The 18,132-nt window shown below is 71.7% G+C and carries 15 protein-coding genes; 6 read left to right on the top strand and 9 right to left on the bottom strand.

Annotated elements, in window-relative coordinates; genetic code table 11:
• Positions 1-623 precede the first annotated feature (623 nt).
• On the top strand, positions 624-1,415 hold the full coding sequence (locus tag ACWGR4_RS02425) for an SDR family NAD(P)-dependent oxidoreductase (RefSeq protein ID WP_452129532.1): 792 nt from the start codon (positions 624-626) through the stop codon (positions 1,413-1,415).
• A gap of 44 nt (positions 1,416-1,459) precedes the next feature.
• On the opposite strand, the gene ACWGR4_RS02420 is transcribed toward ACWGR4_RS02425, so the two are convergent.
• Positions 1,460-3,049 (bottom strand): PucR family transcriptional regulator, encoded by a 1,590-nt coding sequence (locus ACWGR4_RS02420; protein ID WP_452129531.1) that lies wholly within the window; start codon positions 3,047-3,049, stop codon positions 1,460-1,462.
• 217 nt (positions 3,050-3,266) lie between these two features.
• Between ACWGR4_RS02420 and pruA the strand changes: the two genes are divergently transcribed.
• The 3 genes from pruA to ACWGR4_RS02405 all read left to right on the top strand — a co-directional run bounded on the left by pruA (position 3,267) and on the right by ACWGR4_RS02405 (position 6,453).
• Positions 3,267-4,895, top strand: a complete 1,629-nt coding sequence (gene pruA, locus ACWGR4_RS02415; RefSeq protein WP_452129530.1) for an L-glutamate gamma-semialdehyde dehydrogenase — start codon at positions 3,267-3,269, stop codon at positions 4,893-4,895.
• Positions 4,896-4,926: 31 nt separating this feature from the next.
• Positions 4,927-5,856: a proline dehydrogenase family protein gene (locus ACWGR4_RS02410; RefSeq protein ID WP_380038195.1), complete on the top strand. Its 930-nt coding sequence runs from the start codon at positions 4,927-4,929 to the stop codon at positions 5,854-5,856.
• 132 nt (positions 5,857-5,988) lie between these two features.
• Positions 5,989-6,453 (top strand): N-acetyltransferase family protein, encoded by a 465-nt coding sequence (locus ACWGR4_RS02405; protein ID WP_452129529.1) that lies wholly within the window; start codon positions 5,989-5,991, stop codon positions 6,451-6,453.
• Here ACWGR4_RS02405 and ACWGR4_RS02400 read toward each other — a convergent pair.
• The 3 genes from ACWGR4_RS02400 to ACWGR4_RS02390 all read right to left on the bottom strand — a co-directional run bounded on the left by ACWGR4_RS02400 (position 6,414) and on the right by ACWGR4_RS02390 (position 9,972).
• Complete coding sequence (locus ACWGR4_RS02400; RefSeq protein ID WP_452129528.1) at positions 6,414-8,003, bottom strand: helix-turn-helix domain-containing protein; 1,590 nt, start codon at positions 8,001-8,003, stop codon at positions 6,414-6,416. The genes ACWGR4_RS02405 and ACWGR4_RS02400 overlap by 40 nt on opposite strands.
• A 49-nt stretch (positions 8,004-8,052) precedes the next feature.
• Entirely contained in the window at positions 8,053-8,691 is a 639-nt protein-coding gene (locus tag ACWGR4_RS02395; protein WP_452129527.1) for an HAD family hydrolase, read from the bottom strand.
• Positions 8,692-8,772: 81 nt separating this feature from the next.
• Complete coding sequence (locus ACWGR4_RS02390; protein WP_452129526.1) at positions 8,773-9,972, bottom strand: MFS transporter; 1,200 nt, start codon at positions 9,970-9,972, stop codon at positions 8,773-8,775.
• Positions 9,973-10,215: 243 nt separating this feature from the next.
• Here ACWGR4_RS02390 and ACWGR4_RS02385 point away from each other — a divergent pair, with 243 nt between their 5' ends.
• Positions 10,216-10,548 carry an ArsR/SmtB family transcription factor gene (locus tag ACWGR4_RS02385; RefSeq protein ID WP_452129525.1) on the top strand — a complete coding sequence of 111 codons (333 nt, stop codon included), beginning with the start codon at positions 10,216-10,218 and terminating at the stop codon, positions 10,546-10,548.
• A 113-nt stretch (positions 10,549-10,661) separates the two neighbouring features.
• Here the strand turns inward: ACWGR4_RS02385 and ACWGR4_RS02380 are convergent, their stop codons facing one another.
• From ACWGR4_RS02380 to ACWGR4_RS02365, 4 genes are all read right to left on the bottom strand, one after another.
• Positions 10,662-11,825 (bottom strand): acyl-CoA dehydrogenase family protein, encoded by a 1,164-nt coding sequence (locus ACWGR4_RS02380; protein WP_452129524.1) that lies wholly within the window; start codon positions 11,823-11,825, stop codon positions 10,662-10,664.
• A gap of 103 nt (positions 11,826-11,928) precedes the next feature.
• Positions 11,929-12,951, bottom strand: coding sequence for a hydroxymethylglutaryl-CoA lyase (locus ACWGR4_RS02375; protein ID WP_452129523.1), 1,023 nt, complete (start codon positions 12,949-12,951; stop codon positions 11,929-11,931).
• A complete protein-coding gene (locus tag ACWGR4_RS02370) occupies positions 12,948-14,948 on the bottom strand; it encodes an acetyl/propionyl/methylcrotonyl-CoA carboxylase subunit alpha (RefSeq protein ID WP_452129522.1) in 2,001 nt (666 codons plus the stop codon). The genes ACWGR4_RS02375 and ACWGR4_RS02370 overlap by 4 nt, the downstream gene beginning before the upstream one ends.
• A 12-nt stretch (positions 14,949-14,960) precedes the next feature.
• Positions 14,961-16,565 (bottom strand): carboxyl transferase domain-containing protein, encoded by a 1,605-nt coding sequence (locus tag ACWGR4_RS02365; RefSeq protein WP_452129521.1) that lies wholly within the window; start codon positions 16,563-16,565, stop codon positions 14,961-14,963.
• Positions 16,566-16,642: 77 nt separating this feature from the next.
• Between ACWGR4_RS02365 and ACWGR4_RS02360 the strand changes: the two genes are divergently transcribed.
• Positions 16,643-17,203, top strand: a complete 561-nt coding sequence (locus ACWGR4_RS02360; protein WP_379996926.1) for a TetR/AcrR family transcriptional regulator — start codon at positions 16,643-16,645, stop codon at positions 17,201-17,203.
• A 139-nt stretch (positions 17,204-17,342) separates the two neighbouring features.
• Here the strand turns inward: ACWGR4_RS02360 and ACWGR4_RS02355 are convergent, their stop codons facing one another.
• Positions 17,343-17,990, bottom strand: a complete 648-nt coding sequence (locus ACWGR4_RS02355; protein ID WP_452129567.1) for a DUF4352 domain-containing protein — start codon at positions 17,988-17,990, stop codon at positions 17,343-17,345.
• Between the last annotated feature and the right edge of the window lie 142 nt (positions 17,991-18,132).

Raw genomic sequence — 18,132 nt, 5'->3', positions numbered from 1 at the left:
AGCCACCCTGAGGACCCGACCCGAGCACCCTCCTGTTCCCCCGCTGCCGGCCGATTTTCGCCGAGCAACACACCCGCCTCGCCGGGAGGCCCGGATCTTGGAGCCCCGCACGCCGGCGGCGGCCCACCACCGACTCTGACCACCCCCGCACCGGCCACCTGCAGCCACCAGCGCAACGCTCGCCCAAAACACCCGACCCACCCGGGAACGCAAGCCCGGCGAACCCACCCCGAGCCCCCTCCCCGCCCGCCGCTGCTGGTCGCTTTTTCGCCAAGCAAGGCGCCCGTCTCGCCGGAAGCCCCAAGTCTCGGAGCCCCGCACGCCGGCGGCGCCCACCACCGACCCTGACCACCCCCGCACCAGCCGGCCCGCAACCACCAGCGCAACCCCCCGCCGAAACCCCCCAACCACCCGGGAAGCCCCCCGGCGGACCCCACCCGACCACCCACCCTCCCCGCCGCCGCCCGGCCCCCACCCACCGCCTCGCCGGCAAGCCCGCTCCGCGGCCCGGATCGTTCCCCGTCTCGATCTCCAACGGGTGGGATTTCGCGTTCTGATGGTTGACCTAGTCCACTGTTGTGAGGATGGTGGCAGGCAGTTGTCCGGATCAGGGGAGGGACGCCGTGGCCAAGCGGTTCGAGGGACGTAGGGCATTGATCACCGGGGCCAGCAGGGGAATCGGGGCGGCGTTGGCGGTGCGGCTCGCGGCCGAGGGAGCCGATGTGGCGGTCACCGCGCGTACTGTGCGGCAGGGGAATCTGGCCGGGTCGTTGGAGCGGACGGAGACGCTGATCGCCCGGCACGGTCGGCGCACCGCCGTGGTGCCGGCCGACCTGTCCGACGAGACGCAGCGGGCCAGGATCGTGCCCGCCGCCGAGGAGGGGCTGGGCGGGCCGATCGACATCCTGATCAACAACGCGGCGATGGCCTCGTACGCCTCGCTTCGGGTGTACCCGCAACGCCGCGCGCGGCTGCACTTCGAGGTGAACGTGCTGGCCCCGATGGAGTTGTGTCAGGCCGTGATACCGGCCATGGCGACGCGTGGCGAGGGCTGGATCGTCAACGTGACCAGCGGCACCGCCCGGCCGTGGGCGGGGCCGCCGTTCGAGTTGGGGGTGCTCGGGACCAAGAGCGCGGTGTACGGGGCGTCCAAGGCGGCGTTGAACAGGATCACCAACGCGCTGGCCGCGGAGCTGTACGGGACCGGGATCCGGGTGAACACGATCGAGCCCCGGGCCGCGGTACTCAGCGAGGGCGCCGAGGAGTTGGTCGGTGGGCAGTTGCGGCCCGATCAGATCGAGACGATGGACCAGATGGTCTCCGCCACGCTGGAGTTGTGCGACGGGCCGGCGGCGCGCACCGGCGGCGAGTACGTGAGCCTGGACCTGCTCTCCGAGTTGGGCATCAAGGTCTGACCCGACGCCGCCGAGCCGCCGAGCGGCCGAGCGGCCCGGCCCGATCACCCCGGCAGGCGCAGCAGCAGCGCCGCGAGCAGGCGGGTCTTCGGGTCGGCCCAGTCCAGGCCGGTCAGTTCGCCCGCCCGGCGGATCCGGTAGCGCAGCGTGTTCGGGTGGATGTGCAGCGCCGCGGCGGCGGCGCGCACATCGCCCAGCGCGTCCAGCCAGGCCAGCACCGAGTCCGCGTACTCCGTGTCGTGCTCGCCGTCGTGCGCCCGCAGCGCGATCAGGCGCGGGTCGCGAATCTCGCGGTGCTCGGCCAGCAGCGCCTGGACCTCCCCGTGCAGCACCTCCGGGCGTACCTCCGACAATGCCGCGACCTCGGCCGACACCCCGCCGGTCGCCATCGCGTCCAGGACCCGGTCGGCCGACTCCCGGGCCGCGACGGTACGCGCCAGGCTCGGTGCCGGATCGCCGACCGCGCCGCGCACCACCAGGTCGAGGTGGCCGTGCGCGGCGGCGGCGATCTCGTGCGCCCAGCCGAGCGCGACCGCCTCGGTCGGCGGCGCGGACAGCAGCACGTAGACCCTGGAGCCCAGCGGCGCGACCCGGGCGTGGCTGTGTCGCGCCGCCGCGTACACCGAGACCAGGTTCGCCAGTTCGGTCCGGGCCAGCTCCTGCGCCGACTCGTCGGGGACGTCCGCCCGCACCGCGAAGCCGAGCACGAGCACCGGCCGCACCGGGTCCAGGCCGAGCTGCGCGGCGGCGGCCCGAGCCGCGATCGAGCCGCCGAGCAGGCCCGCCACGCTCTCCCGGGTCGGCCCGGCCTCGGCGGCCGACCTGGCCCGCCGGCGCACCAGGTGCAGCGTGGCCACCCGCGCCGCGCCGACCAGCACCTCCTCGGCCCGATCGGCGAGCGGCCGGCGGCCCTCCTGGACCCAGATCGTGCCCAGCCACCGCCCACCGGCGTGCACCCCGACCGCGAGCCGGCGCCGGATGCCCAGGTCGGGCCGCTCCTCCACGGCGACCACCTGTGTGGTGGTGCGCAGCCGGTGGAACACGCCCCAGTCGCGCAGCCGGGCCATGTACTCCTCCGGCCCCTGCCACCCCAGGATGGACAACCGCCGCAACTCGTCGGCCTCGTCCGGCCCGGTGGCCCGCGAGTAGGCCAACACGCGGTTGGCGCTGTCCTCGATGCTGACCCCGCCGCCGGTGAGCATCGCGGTGGTCTGGGCGAGCGAGAACAGGTCGCCGCCGTCGGGCGGTTCGGTGTCGGGCCGCTCGTCGAGGGCGGCGTGCGCGAGTGCGGCAACCTGTTCCCAACGGGCCTCGGGGCGCACCGACAGCAGCACCACGCCCGCCGCGTCGGCCACCTCGCGCAGCGCCGCGCTCTCGCCCTTGACCGCGATCGCCGTCGCGCCGGCCGCGCCCGCCGCCCGCACCGTGCCGGTCGCGGCCCGACCGCGCAGGCCGACCGCGAGCAGCAGGTCGCCCGGCATCACGTGCGGCTCCTCCTCCGGATCCAGGATCGACACGTGCCGGACCGCCGCCTCCAGGCCGCCGGCCGCCGCCGCGACCCGGATCGGGCCGTCACCGACCGGGCCGCCGAGGGCGGCGAGCAGTTCGCGCAGCGGGACGCCGGATTCGGGCACGTTCGGCCCCTTCGTGGATGTCGCGGGCGTTGGCCGATGAGCCAAGCGGGGAGTTTCGAGTTTAACCGATCGGATAAACACCCGGCGGCGGTCGCGGCCTACCGTTGACCACGAGATCCGTGTCCGCACACGGCCGTACGGCGTCACCCGGCGTTGCACACGGCCGCACCGCACGGCACCCGCACCCCGCCGCAGATCACCGAACAGGAGCGCCGTCTTGGACGCTGTGACCCAGGTCCCCGTCCCGGTCAACGAGCCGGTACACGACTACGCCCCCGGCACGCCCGCCCGGGCCCGCCTCGAAGCGAAGCTCGCGGAACTGGCCGCGGCCCCGGTCGACCTCCCGATGACCATCGGCGGCAAGCGGCGCATGGGCGCCGGCAAGCGCGAGGACGTGGTCCAGCCGCACAACCACGCCGCGCGCCTGGGCACCTTCGCCCACGCCGACACCGCCGACGCGCAGGACGCCGTCGACGCGGCGCTCGCCGCCGCGCCGGGCTGGCGCGACCTGTCCTTCGACGACCGCGCGGCGATCTTCCTCAAGGCCGCCGACCTGCTCGCCGGCCCGTGGCGCGAGACGTTGGCCGCGGCGACCATGCTCGGCCAGGGCAAGAACGCGCAGCAGGCGGAGATCGACTCCTCGTGCGAGCTGATCGACTTCTGGCGCTTCAACGTGCACTTCGCCCGCCGCGCGCTGGCCGAGCAGCCGATCAGCAGCCCGGGCGTGTGGAACCGCACCGACCACCGCCCGCTCGAAGGCTTCGTCTACGCGATCACCCCGTTCAACTTCACCGCCATCGCGGGCAACCTGCCCACCGCGCCCGCCTTGATGGGCAACGTCGTGGTCTGGAAGCCGTCGCCGACGCAGACCTTCTCGGCCGTACTGCTGATGGAACTGCTCGAAGAGGCCGGGCTGCCCCCGGGCGTGATCAACCTGGTCACCGGCGACGGGATCGCGGTCTCCGAGGTGGCGCTGCGCCACCCGGATCTGGCGGGCATCCACTTCACCGGCTCCACCGCCACCTTCCAGCACCTGTGGCGCACGGTCGGCGAGAACATCGCGGGCTACCGCACCTACCCGAGGATCGTCGGCGAGACCGGCGGCAAGGACTTCGTGGTCGCCCACCCCAGCGCCGACCCCGCCGTGCTGCGCACCGCCCTCGTCCGCGGCGCGTTCGAGTACCAGGGCCAGAAGTGCTCGGCCGCGTCGCGCGCCTACATCCCGCGCTCGATCTGGGAGTCCGACTTCAAGGCCGACTTCCTGGCCACCGTCGACGGGCTGTCGATGGGCGACCCGACCGACCTGAGCCACTTCCTGGGCGCGGTGATCGACGAGCGCGCGTTCGCCAAGAACAAGGCCGCGATCGACCGGGCACACGCCGACGAGACGGTGGAGGTCGCGGCCGGCGGGACCTACGACGACAGCGTCGGCTGGTTCGTCCGCCCGACCGTGCTGGTCTCCGCGAACGCCGACCACGAGATCTTCAAGGACGAGTACTTCGGCCCGATCCTGGCCGTGCACGTCTACGAGGACGACGCCTACGACATGATGCTGGCCCAGATGGAGTCGGTCTCCGCGTACGGCCTGACCGGCGCGATCATCGCCCAGGACCGTGAGGTCATCGCGCACACCGCGCACGTGTTGCGGTTCGCGGCGGGCAACTTCTACATCAACGACCGACCCACCGGTGCGGTCGTGGGGCAGCAGCCGTTCGGCGGCGGGCGCGCGTCGGGCACCAACGACAAGGCCGGCGCGATGCAGAACCTCACCCGCTGGATCAGCTCGCGCTCGATCAAGGAGACGTTCGTCCCGGCGACGGACCACCGCTACCCGCACATGGGCTGACCCCACCCCACCGGTACTTCGGGAGAAGAAGATGCTCCGCAGCCCCATCCTCGCGGCGGCCCGCTCGCCGCGGACCCGTTCCCTGGTCGAGCATCTGCCGCCGACCCGGGCCATCGTGGACCGCTTCGTCGCGGGCGACGTGCTCGACGACGCCGTTCGGGTCACCCGCGAACTCGTCGAGACCGGGCGCAAGGTGACGCTCGATCACCTCGGCGAGGACACCACCGACCGCGCGCAGGCGGACGCCACGGTGGACGCGTACGACGCGCTGCTCGACACGCTCGGCGAGACCGGCCTGGCCCGCGACGCCGAGGTGTCGGTCAAGCTGTCCGCGGTGGGCCAGTTCCTGCCCGGCATCGGCGAGCGGATCGCACTGGAGAACGCCCGGCGGATCTGTACCGCCGCCGCGCGGGTGGGCACCACGGTCACCCTGGACATGGAGGACCACACCACGACCGACTCGACCCTGGGCATCCTGCGCGAGTTGCGCGTGGACTTCCCGTGGGTGGGCGCGGTGCTCCAGGCCTACCTGCGGCGCACCGAGCAGGACTGCCGGGACCTGGCCTACGAGGGCTCGCGGGTGCGGCTGTGCAAGGGCGCCTACCAGGAGCCGGAGTCGGTCGCGTTCCAGGACAAGGGCGACGTGGACCGGTCCTACGTGCGCTGCCTGCGAATCCTGATGGAGGGCAAGGGCTACCCGATGGTGGCCTCGCACGACCCGCGCCTGATCGCCATCGCGAGGCACCTGGCGGACCGGGCGGGGCGGGCGCCCGGAAGCTTCGAGTTCCAGATGTTGTACGGCATCCGCCCCGAGGAGCAGACCAGGATCGTCGAGCAGGGCGATCTGATGCGGATCTACCTTCCCTACGGCGCCGAATGGTACGGCTACTTCATGCGCCGACTCGCCGAACGCCCCGCCAACCTGACCTTCTTCCTGCGCGCGATGGCCACGAAGAGCTAGGCAGGACCGGGCAGGGCGGTTCGCACGGGCGCCGGATGGGAGCACTTTCTCCCGTCCGGCGCCCGCCGTCGTTTCGGGCATCGCGCGACGTCCGCGGGATCGGTGTTCGGGGCGGCCTGACAGCATGGGCCCATGGATGCAGTGGGCCTCGGCGACTTCACGGTGCGCCGCGCGAACGAGTCGGACGCGGACATGTTGGCCGGGATCGACGCGATCGCGAGCACGGGTGACGCCGAGCGTCGGGCGAACATCGCGAGGTGGTGTCGGCAGGGCTCGGCGACGGTGGCGGAGGACGCGTCCGGCCTGCTCGGCTACTGCGTGGTGGAGTACACGTTCTTCGAACAGGGATTCGTCGCGATGTTGATGGTGGCGCCGTCGGCTCGCGGGAGGGGTGTCGGGCGCGGGTTGTTGGACGCCGTGGCGGCCTCCTGTACGACCCCGAAGCTGTTCACGTCGACCAACGTCTCCAACCAGCCGATGCAGCGACTCCTCGGCCGAGCCGGCTGGAGCCCGGTGGGCCTGGTACACGGCCTGGACGAGGGCGACCCCGAACTGTTCTACCTCTGCGGGCAGCGGGGTGAGCCGACACATCGGTGACCGGTGACCTGGTGGGTCGGGTCAGACCTGGTTCTCGCCGCCGTCGATGTACAGGTGTTGGCGCCGAGGATAAAGCTGCTCTGCTCGAAGGCGAGGAACGCCCAACCGACAGCGGGGGGGAGGGTGAAGGGTCGGGTCGAGTCCGCCGAGGGGCTTCCGGCGAGAGTCGCGCCTGGGTCGGTTGTGCGGGGCGGGCCAGAGTCGCCGAGCGAGGCCGCCGCCGGCGTGCGGGGCTCCCGGACTCCGGGTTCCCGACAACACCACCGCGTTGCTCGGCGGAAAACCGGCCGGCAGCGGCGGGCAGGGTGAAGGGTCGGGTTGAGATCGCTGAGGAGCCTTGCGGTCGGTTGGGGCGTTTCGGGGGCGTCTGGGGAGAGGCTGGGGTTCGGAACCGGATCTCGGTGGGTGGTTAGGGGTGTCGAGATTTCGGTGACCTGCGGTTTTGTGGGGTCCGGAGGGAAAGCCGGGTGTCGAGTGCCGGTTTCGTGTGCTCCGGCCCCCTCGGCTCCGGTATGGAGACCGAAACCGCACGGTCGGAGGCGATCTCGGGCGCTGCGGCCGCTCGAAGGCCGTCGAGGAGACCGAAACCGCCCTGTGGGCGTCAAACCGGATCCCGAGGCGCTCGAAACGGCAGCCGCAAGCGCTGACCTGCGGGTTTCCCTCGCGTGCAGGCTGCGGCACCGCACGGGATCCGGTTTCGTGAACCTCCTCCACCCACATGCCCACCGCACCCCGAAAACACCCGCCTGCCGACCCACCCGGGAAGCCTCCCCGGCAGACTCGACCCGAGCCCCACCCTCCCCGCCGCTGCCGGCCGCCTTTCCGCCGACCAACACGGCGGTCTCGTCGGGAGCTTCGAGTCTCAAAGCCCCGCACGCCGGCGGCGGCCCACCTCGACGACTCTGACCAGCCCCGGACCAGCCCTCCGCAGCCAAGGACGTGACCATCACCGGAAACATCCGACCCACTCGGAAAGGCCCACCGGCGGATTCGACCCGAGCGCCTCCCTGCCCGCCGCTGCCAGCCGGTTTCCGCCGACCAACGCACCCGTCTCGTCGGAAGCCCTCAGTCTCGGAGCCCCGCACGCCGGCGGCGGCCCACCACCGACTCAGGCCGCCCCGCACCAGCCACCCGCAACCAGCCAACTCGGTCAACAGGTCCGGCAAGGTCTGTGCGAGAAGGGCATACTGCGACGCAAGTCGCCGTTCAACGGCCGTGTCCACTGCCTTCCGGAGTTCGGGCAGCGCCCGGATCGGCCCGTCCTCCGGCATGTCGTAGCCGTCGATCGCAGCGCGCATCGCAGGCAGTGCCGCACTTACCCGACTGTCCCTCGTCTCGCGGATTCCGAGCAGGCGATGGATGTCGACCCCGAGTGCGTCGGCCAGGTTCGACAAACCGTCGTCGGACGGGTACCTCGTTCCCTGTTCGATCTTGCGGAGCATGCTCAGCGACATGCCTGCGGCCCTGGCCAACGCCACCTGCGTCATCCGGCGTCCGCCTCGAGCCGACGCGACACGGGCGCCCAATCCGATTTGCGAGGATGGCGGCATGTCTTGCACGCTACCCTCGTCGGTGCGCTCGGGATGGTGATTCGTGTGGTTACCGCCCGATGAGGTTCGCGATTTCGGACAGCGAATCGATCGTCCAGTCGGCGCGATTCATCTCTGGATCATCCGCCCACAAGTAACCCCAAGGGCCACGTCGCACCATGGCCGTGCGCAACCCGGCCCGGGCCGCCGGGACGTGGTCGTTCGCCGGATGGTCGCCTACATACAGGATCTCGTGGGGCTCCCCGGGGGCCCATGCGCGCAACCGCGCGAAGAAGGCATCCTCGGGCTTGGCCACGCCCCACTCCTCGGACACCGCCACCGCGTCCACCGGCAGATCCAAGGCGCGCAACAGCTCGCCCGCTCGCCGTGTCTGGTTGCCCGCAACCCCCACCCACACGCCCGCCGCCAGCAACTCCGCCAGCGCCGGGCGCACATCCGGATACAGGTCCGACTCCTCCAGCACCTCACCGATGCCGGCCGCCTCGCGCGCAGCCCGCTCGGCATCCACGTCGAAACCCGGCCGGATCCGACGCAATGCCTCCGCGTTGTCCATCCCCAGGGCCGTCACCGCCCCGACCAGAGCCGACATGGTGTGCGGCGGAACTCCCACCCACTCAGCCCAACGCCCCCAGAACCGGGCATCGTCGGTCAGGGTCTCACCCACATCGAAAACGACACTCCTGATCATGTGGCCCAGGCTATGGCGCGACCACCTCGTCGCCGTCCCGAAGGCTCGCCGCCGAAGCAGGCAAACCGCTTTGGTGGCCGATCAGATGGTGGACGGGTGCTTGTCCTGTGGCGGCGTCGCGGGAGCGGGGACCTGGGTCTGTGCCTGAGCCCGGCGGATGGCCGCTATGTGGTGGAGCAGCGTGATCGCGGTGATGGCGGCAGCCACGTAGCCGAGTTGGGGCGGGGTCAGGGACGGCCACTGTTGGGCCAGGCCGCCGAGGGCGCCGCCCAGGGCGATTCCGGTATAGATGGCGCAGGAGTTGAGGCCCAGGAGTATTGGTGCGGCGGTGGGGTGTAGGGCGATCAGGCGGTGTTGTTGCGGGACGACGATGATGCCAACGGATCCACCCCAGATCATGGCCCACACCATTGCCGAAGCCAGGGCGTGTACGGCGACGGGGGTGAGGGCCAGCGCGACCGTGGCCGACGCAAGCGCGACGGTGAGGACTCGGGTGGGGTCGCGGCGGTCTACCAGGCGGCCGGCTGTGAGGTTGCCGGCCAGGGTGCCGGTGCCCCAGGCCGTGAGGATCAGGGTCAGCCGTGCGTCGGAGCCGTTGGTGGCGTCGTCGAGTGCGGGGGCGATGTACGTGTAGAGCGTGTAGGAGGCCAGGAACGTCATCGCGGTGATCGCCAGGAGGCTCAGGACGCGACGCTGCCGCAGTGGGCGTAGGCGGTCGGCCAGGGATGCCGCCGGCAGGACCACCTTGGGCAGGCCGAGGGCCACGCCGACCGCGGCGAGCAGGCCGAGGGCGGCGACGGCCCACAGGGTGATGCGCCAGTCGGTGCGGCCGATCAGCGTGCCCAGTGGCAGGCCGACGGCGGTGGCCAGGGTCAGGCCGCCGAGGACGAACGCCAGCGCCCGGCCCCGGCGTTCGGGCTCGACGATGGCGGCGGCCGTGCCGGACGCGGTCGAGGTGATCGTGCCGGCGCCGATCGCGGTGAGGACGCGGGCGGCCATGACCACCTCGTAGCCGGTGCCGACCGCAGTGAGGGCGTTGCCGACGACGAACACGCCGAGTGCCACGAGCAGGGCCGTACGGCGGTCCAAGGCTCCGGCCACCGCCGCCATGACGGGTGCCGACACGGCGAGGACCAGGGCGAAGACCGTGACCAGCTGCCCGGCGGCGGGCGTCGAGACATCCAGGTCGTCGGCGATGGACGGGAGTAGACCGGCGATGACGTAGCTGTCGGTGCCGACGGCGAAGGTCGCCAGCGCCAACGGCGCGAGACGTTTGAACATGGGCGGTACTGCCTTCCGGTGCGGCGGATCGCAAAGCGGATCGCATGGCGGACCGCCCAAGCGGACCGCCCAAGCGGAACGCCAAAGCGGACCCCAAGAGCGGACCGCAGCAGCGATCGCAAGAGCTGACGAGTCGGCAGCGTAGGCAATGCATGGATGCTTGTCCATGTATCAATGTGTCGGATAGACTCGCCCCGACGCGATGAGCATCAGCAGCACGAGGCAGGAGACAGGAGGCGGACGATGCGCGAGGTGTCACAGCCGGCCCGGGACGCCATCCGGCTCGTGGACGTGCTGCGGGCGCTCGGTGATCCCGTGCGGCTCGAACTCGTGCAGCGGCTCGACCGCACCGGCCCGGACAACTGCTCCGCGGCCGGCGAGGAACTCGACGTCCACCAGACGACGTTGTCCCACCACTACCGGGTGCTGCGCGAAGCCGGGGTCACCTGGACGACCATCGAGGGCCGGACCCGCCTCGTCCGGGTGCGCCGCGACGACCTGGACGACCTCTTCCCCGGCCTGCTCGATTCGGTCCTGGCCGGAGCACGCCGAGCCCGGCCGGCCGTCGACCGCTGACCCCCACCCGCGCTGTCGCACGGTGAACAGGTTCATTCACCCGGAATACCGAAACCGACCCTCCCGGACGGCTGTCGTCCAGGAGGGTCGGTGCCGAACCAGCCGTCATCGCTTCAACGCGGCAGGCCCAACTCCCGCGCGATCAGCATGCGTTGCACCTCGCTGGTGCCCTCGCCGATCTCCAGGATCTTGGCGTCGCGCCAGAAGCGGGCCACCGGGAACTCGTTCATGAAGCCGTAGCCGCCGTGGATCTGGGTGGCGTCGCGGGCGTTGTCCACCGCGCTCTCCGAGCTGTACAGCTTGGCCAGCGCGGCCTCCTTCTTGAAGCCCTCGCCGTGTACGAGCAGCGAGGCCGCGTGCCGCCAGCCCAACCGCGAGTTGTGCGCCCGCAGTTCCATGTCGGCGAGCTTGAACGCGATCGCCTGGTTGGCCCCGATCGGCCGGCCGAACGCCTCGCGCTCACCCGCGTAGCGCACCGACTCGTCCACGCAGCCCTGGGCCAACCCCGTGGCCAGCGCCGCGATGGCCACCCGACCCTCGTCCAGGATGGACAGGAACTGGGCGTAGCCGCGCCCGCGTTCGCCGAGCAGGTTCTCCGCCGGGACGCGCACGTCGGTGAACGACAACTCGCGGGTGTCCGAACAATTCCAACCGACCTTGGAGTAGGGCGGTGCGACGGTGAAGCCCTTCGTGCCCGCCGGCACGATGATCGTGCTGATCTCCTTGCCGCCGTCGCCCTTGGTACCGGTGACCGCGGTGACCGTGACGAAGCCGGTGATGTCGGTGCCGGAGTTGGTGATGAAGCACTTGCCGCCGTTGATCACCCACTCCCCCGTCGCCTCGTCCAGGCGGGCGGTGGTGCGGGTGGCGCCCGCGTCGGAGCCGCCGCCGGGCTCGGTCAGGCCGAAGGCGCCCAGCATCTCGCCGCTGGTCAGCTTGGGCAGCCAGGTCTGCTTCTGCTCCTCGGTGCCGAAGCGGTAGATCGGCATCGCGCCCAGCGAGACGGCCGCCTCCAGGGTGATCGCCACGGAGGAGTCGACCCGGGCCAACTCCTCCAGGACCAGGCCGAGCGCGAGGTAGTCGCCGCCCATGCCGCCGTACTCCTCCGGGAACGGCAGGCCGAACAGGCCCATCCGGCCCATCTCGCGGATGATCGTGTACGGGAACTCGTGCTTCTCGTACAGGTCGCCGATCGCGGGCGCGATCACGTCCTTGGCGAACTCGGCGACCGTGCGCCGCAGTTGCTCGTATTCCTCGTCGAGGCGGTGGTCCAACATGATCCGGGCTCCCGGGTTCGGTGGCGGGGGACGGACCGGGCCGCTCGTGGCGGCTTCGGTACGTCGGAGGTGGTTCGGTCGGCGGCCGGGCGGGCGGTCGCGGCTACGCGTCGGCGGTGGTGCCGGCGGCGGTGGCGGTGGTCGGGTCGGCGAGCACCAGGCCGTGCGCGTCCACCCGCTTGCCGATCAGCGCCTGGACCGCGCGCGAGGGGCTGGGGCGCCCGAGCAGGTCGGCCATCCAGGCGCTGGTGGCCACCAGCGCGCCGAGGTCCACGCCGGTCTCGATGCCGAGGCCGTGCAGCATCCACACCAGGTCCTCGGTGGCGAGGTTGCCGGTCGCGCTCTCCGCGTACGGGCATCCGCCCAGACCGCCCGCCGACGCGTCCACGGTGGTCACCCCGAAGCGCAGCGCGGCGAGGGTGTTGGCCAGCGCCTGGCCGTAACTGTCGTGGAAGTGCACCGCGATGCGCGACGCCGGCACGCCCGCCTCGGCGAACGCGGTCAGCAGCGCGGTGACGTGTCCGGGGGTGGCCACCCCGATCGTGTCGCCCAGGCTGAGTTGCGAACAGCCCATGTCCACCAGGGCCTTGCCGACGCGCACCACCTGGTCGAGCGGGACGGGCCCCTCCCACGGGTCGCCCCAGCACATGGACAGGTAGCCGCGTGTGTCGATCCCGGCGGCGCCGGCCCGCTCGACCACGGGGGCGAACATGGCCAACGATTCGGCCACCGTGCGGTTGAGGTTGCGCCGGGCGAAGGTCTCGGTGGCGCTGCCGAACACCGCGATGCGGTCGGCGCCCAGCTCGACGGCGCGGTCGAAGCCGCGCTCGTTGGGCACCAGGACCGGCAGGCGGCGATCGCCGGCGGTGATCTCGGCGTCGGCCCGGACCGCCGCGAACACCTCGGCAGCGTCGCCGAGTTGGGGCACCCATTTGGGCGGTACGAAGCTGGTCACCTCGATCGTGCGCAGACCCGCACGGGCCAGCCGGCGAACGAACTCGATCTTGGCCTCGGTCGGCACCACGCCGGACTCGTTCTGGAGTCCGTCCCGGGCACCCACCTCGTGGATGAACACCCGCTCCGGCAACCCGGGTTCGCGGCGTACATCCGGCAGTCGACGCGTCATCGTTCCGTCGCCTCTCCTTCGGCCCCCGCCGCCGCTTCCGGGTCGGCCCCGTCGGGGTCCGGCTCCACCACCGCCAGCGTCTGGTCCATCGCCACCGACGCGCCCACCACCGCGCCCAGTTCGGCGACCACGCCGGCGAACGGCGCGGTCAACGCGTGCTCCATCTTCATCGCCTCCACCACGACCACGGTCTGTCCGCGGGCGACCCGGTCGCCGACGGCGGCCTTGACCACCGTCACCGTGCCCGGCATCGGCGAGGTCAGCGCGCCGGTGTGCGCCGCGCCGCCCGCCGCCTCGGCCCGTACGGTGTCCACCTCGCTCACCCGCCAGGTGTCCGGCCCGTAGGCGAGCCAGCGCACGCCCGACGACTCGGCGACGTAGTCGAAGCGCCGGGTCAGCCCGTCGTACCCGACGGAAAGCCCGCCCGGCACCGCCGAGACCGAGGCCGACACGGCCGGGCCGCCGTCGACCGAGACCTCGCCGTCGCGCACCCGCACCTCGATCGGCTCGCCCGGCCCGATCCGCAACACGTGCGTGTCCCAGGCCGGTCCGCCCACCCGCCAGCCGGTCTGCGCCGCGAACGGGTCCGCCCAGCCGTCGGCCGACACCCGCTCGGCCCGCGCCGCGAGCGCCGCGGCGACCGCCACCTCCGGCGGCGCCGGATGCCCGGTCAGCGCGTCCGTCCTGGCCTCCACGAGGCCGGTGTCCAGGTCGCCCGCGAGCACCGCCGGGTCGCCCAGCAGGCGGTACAGGAAGCCGAGGTTGGTGGTCACCCCAAGGACCCGGGTCTGGGCAAGTGCCGCCCGCAGTCGGCTGATCGCCGTCGCCCGGTCGTCGCCGTAGGCGATCACCTTGGCCAGCATCGGGTCGTACGAACTGCCGACCTCACCGCCCTCGCGCAGCCCGGAGTCGACGCGGACGCCTTCGAGTTCCGGCTCACACACCGTCAACACCCGGCCGCCCGTGGGCAGGAAGCCCCGATCGGGATCCTCGGCATAGATCCGCGCCTCGACCGCGTGCCCGTGCATCGACACGTCCGACTTGCCGATCGCGGCGCCCGCGGCGATCCGCAGTTGACTCTCCACCAGGTCGACGCGGGTGACCAGTTCGGTCACCGGGTGCTCGACCTGGAGGCGGGTGTTCATCTCCATGAAGTAGAACGAGCCGGGATCCTCCGACGGCACGATGAACTCGATCGTGCCCGCGCCGACGTATCCGCAGGCCCGGGCGGCGCGCACGGCGGCGGCGCCCATCGCGGCCCGGGTGTCCGCGTCGAGCAGCGCCGACGGCGCCTCCTCGATGATCTTCTGGTGCCGGCGCTGCAGGCTGCACTCGCGTTCGCCCAGGTGCACGACCGTGCCGTGGGTGTCCGCGAGCACCTGGATCTCGATGTGCCGGGGGCGGTCGATCCAGCGCTCGATCAACAGCGTGTCGTCGCCGAACGCGCCCTTGGCCTGGCGCCGGGCCGCGGCGATCTCGTCGGCGAGCAGCGCGCCGTCGTGCACCAGGCGCATGCCCTTGCCGCCGCCGCCCGCCGACGGCTTGATCAGCACCGGGAAGCCGATCTCCCGGGCAATGTTCACGAGTTCGGCGTCGGTCATGCCCGCCGCGCCGCCGCCGGGCACCACCGGCACGCCGTAGGCGGCGACCGTCTCCTTGGCCCGGATCTTGTCGCCCATCAGCTCGATCACGCCCGCCGGCGGGCCGACGAAGACCAGCCCGGCGCGCGCCACGGCGGCGGCGAACGCGGCGTTCTCGGACAGGAATCCGTAGCCGGGGTGAACCGCCCCGGCGCCGGCGCGCACGGCGGCCGCGACCACCGCGTCCACGTCCAGGTAGCTCGGTACCTCGACCGCCGCGTCGGCCTCGCGCACGTGCCGCGCGGCGGCGTCGCCCGGCCCGTACACGGTGACCGCGCGCACGCCCAGGCGGCGCAGCGTGCGGATGACCCGGACCGCGATCTCGCCTCGGTTGGCGACCAGTACTGCGTCGAACACGTCGTGACCCCTCTACATCCGGAACAGACCGAAGCGCGGCTCGGCCAGCGGCGCGTTGGCGCACGCCGTCAGGGCCAGGCCCAACACGGTGCGGGTGTCGAGGGGGTCGATGATCCCGTCGTCCCACAGGCGCGCGGTCGCGTAATAGGCGTTGCCCTGCCGCTCGTACTGCTCGCGGATCGGCTGCTTGAACTCCTCCTCGCCGTCCCAGCTCTCGCCGCGCGCCTCGATCTGGTCGCGCTTGACGGTGGCGAGCACGGTGGCAGCCTGTTCGCCGCCCATCACCGAGATCTTGGCGGTGGGCCACATCCACAAGAAGCGCGGACTGTAGGCACGTCCGCACATCGAGTAGTTGCCCGCGCCGTGCGAACCGCCGATGACGACGGTCAGCTTGGGCACGCGGGTGGTGGCCACCGCGGTGACCATCTTGGCGCCGTGCTTGGCGATGCCGCCGTGCTCGTAGTCCTTGCCGACCATGAAGCCGGTGATGTTCTGGAGGAACAGCAGCGGGATGCCGCGCTGGTCGCACAGTTCGATGAAGTGCGCGCCCTTGACCGCGGATTCGGCGAACAGGATGCCGTTGTTGGCGACGATCCCCACCGGGTGGCCGTGGATCCGGGCGAAGCCGGTGACCAGCGTGGTGCCGTATTCGCCCTTGAACTCGTGGAAGCGCGAGCCGTCGACGATGCGCGCAATCACCTCGCGCACGTCGTAGGGGGTGCGCGCGTCGGGCGGCACGACCCCGTACAGCCCGGCCGGGTCGACGGCCGGCGGCTCCACTTCCCGTACATCCCAAGGCAGTTGCGGCCGGGCGCCGAGGGTGCCGACGATGTCGCGGACGATCCGCAGCGCGTCCTTGTCGTCGGCCGCGAGGTGGTCGACGACGCCGGAGATGCGGGCGTGTACGTCGCCGCCGCCCAACTCCTCGGCGCTGACCACCTCGCCGGTGGCGGCCTTCACCAGCGGCGGGCCGCCGAGGAAGATGGTGCCCTGGTTACGCACGATCACCGTCTCGTCGCTCATGGCCGGCACGTACGCGCCGCCGGCGGTGCACGAGCCGAGCACGGCGGAGATCTGCGGGATGCCCCGGGCGCTCATCTGCGCCTGGTTGTAGAAGATCCGCCCGAAGTGCTCCCGGTCCGGGAAGACCTCGTCCTGCATGGGCAGGAACGCGCCGCCGGAGTCGACCAGGTACAGGCACGGGAGTCGGTTCTCCAGCGCGATCTCCTGGGCCCGCAGGTGCTTCTTGACCGTCATCGGGTAGTAGGTGCCGCCCTTGACCGTCGCGTCGTTGGCCGCGATCACGCACTCGCGGCCGGCGACCCGGCCCACGCCCGCGATGATCCCCGCGGCCGGCGCATCGCCGCCGTACATCCCGTCGGCGGCCAGCGGCGCGATCTCCAGGAACGGCGTGCCGGGGTCCAACAGGGTCTCCACCCGGTCGCGCGGGAGCAGCTTGCCCCGCGCGGTGTGCCGTTCCCGGGCCCGTTCGCCGCCGCCCAACGCGGTGGTCGCCAACCGGGCGCGCAGTTCGCCGACCGCGCGTTCGTGGGCTTCCGCGTTGGCCCGGTAGGTCTGCGACCCCGGGTCGGCGGCTGTGCCGAGCACGTTTTCCATGACACCGCCTCGAGTTAACCTTCGTTCACCTGCCCCCGAGGTTAACCACGGTTAATCCGAGTGTCTAGCATGGACACATGACCGTGAGCCGTCGAGACCAGATCCTGCAGGTGGCCGCCCGGCTGTTCGCCGAGCGCGGCTATCACAGCGTGGGCATGGACGACATCGGCGCGGCGGTGGGCATCAGCGGCCCCGCGCTGTACAAACACTTCCGGGGCAAGGAGGCGATGCTCACCGAGCTGCTGGTCGACATCAGCGAGCAGCTGCTGGCCCGGGGCGAGCTGCGGGCGTCGATCGAGGACCCGGCGCAGGCGCTGGCCGCGCTGATCGAGGGCCAGGTCGAGTTCGCGCTGCGCCACCCGGACCTGATCACGCTGCACGACCACGCGCTCAACCAGGTCCCCACGGCCGAGCGACACCGGATCCGCCGCGTCCAGCGCGCCTACGTGGAGCTGTGGGTCGAGGTGGCGATGAAGGCCCACCCGAACCGCCTGGACGACCGCGAGGCCCGCGCCGCGGTCCACGCCGCCTTCGGCCTGATCAACTCCACCCCCCACACACTGCGCACCCCCCAACGCATCCTGGCCCCGATGCTGAGCCGAATGGCCCTGGCGGCGCTGGCGGCGGCAACGGGGTAGGCGGGCGTGCGGCGAGGTGACCTCGAAGCCGCGGTCTGCGGCCGGATGGGTGGCGGGCGGGCCGTCCGCTGCGTCGGCGCGGAGATGGCCGAGGCCCCCGCGCGTTCGGGTCGCGGGAGCCTCGGGTGTTGCGGTTAGGTCAGGCGTTCCACTGTCCGGTGTTGGTTGACATCATGCTGATCTGCAACTGGATCGTCGTGATCTTTGCGGCGGTGGGCACCTCATAGGTGACGAATCCGAGCCGGACACCACCGGGCGGGATGCTCACGCTCGACGGGAACGCGGGGCCGGCGCTGGTCTCACCGAAGCTGCTGCCGAACTGCTGACCATCGGCGCCGATCAGACGGGAGCCGAAGTTCTGCGTGTCGCTGATCGGCTGGTCACCGCTGCTGACGATCTTCCACTGGATCGCGACGTACCGGTTGCCCGCTTTGGGCTTGAGGTATCGGTCCGACGACCCGGCCGGATCGACGCCTTTCACCGGGGTGACGTCGACCGGGACGCCCTTGGTGTTGGTCAGGGTGAGCGTGTCACCGACCTTTGCGGCGGGCAGGGCACCGGGCTTGGTCGAGGCGGGTGCGACTCCGGCCCGGGCGGCCGGGGCGGTTGAGGCCCCCGGGGCGGCAACCGTCGGCGACACGGTCCCACCGGGCGGTTCGCTGACGGACTTGTCGATGATCATCGGGTTGTTCGCCTCGGCAACGACCTTGTCGTCGCGTTCGCTGCAGGCGGCAAGTGCAAGCACGCAGGCGACGGCCAAGACGGCGCCGATGGTGCGAGCGTGCATGATCCCCACACAGTTCTGGTCCGGGGAGGTTACGCCCGCCCGCACTGGCGACGTGGCCGCGTTCACACACTCGTGACGTACGGCTCGCGCCGACCGGGATACCCGCGCACCCGGGCTCCCCCCGATCCCCTCGGATCCACGT

This window comes from Embleya sp. NPDC055664, from assembly GCF_053618075.1.
The sequence above is the reverse complement of the archived record's forward strand: the minus strand, read 5'-3'. Positions and strand labels throughout refer to the sequence as shown.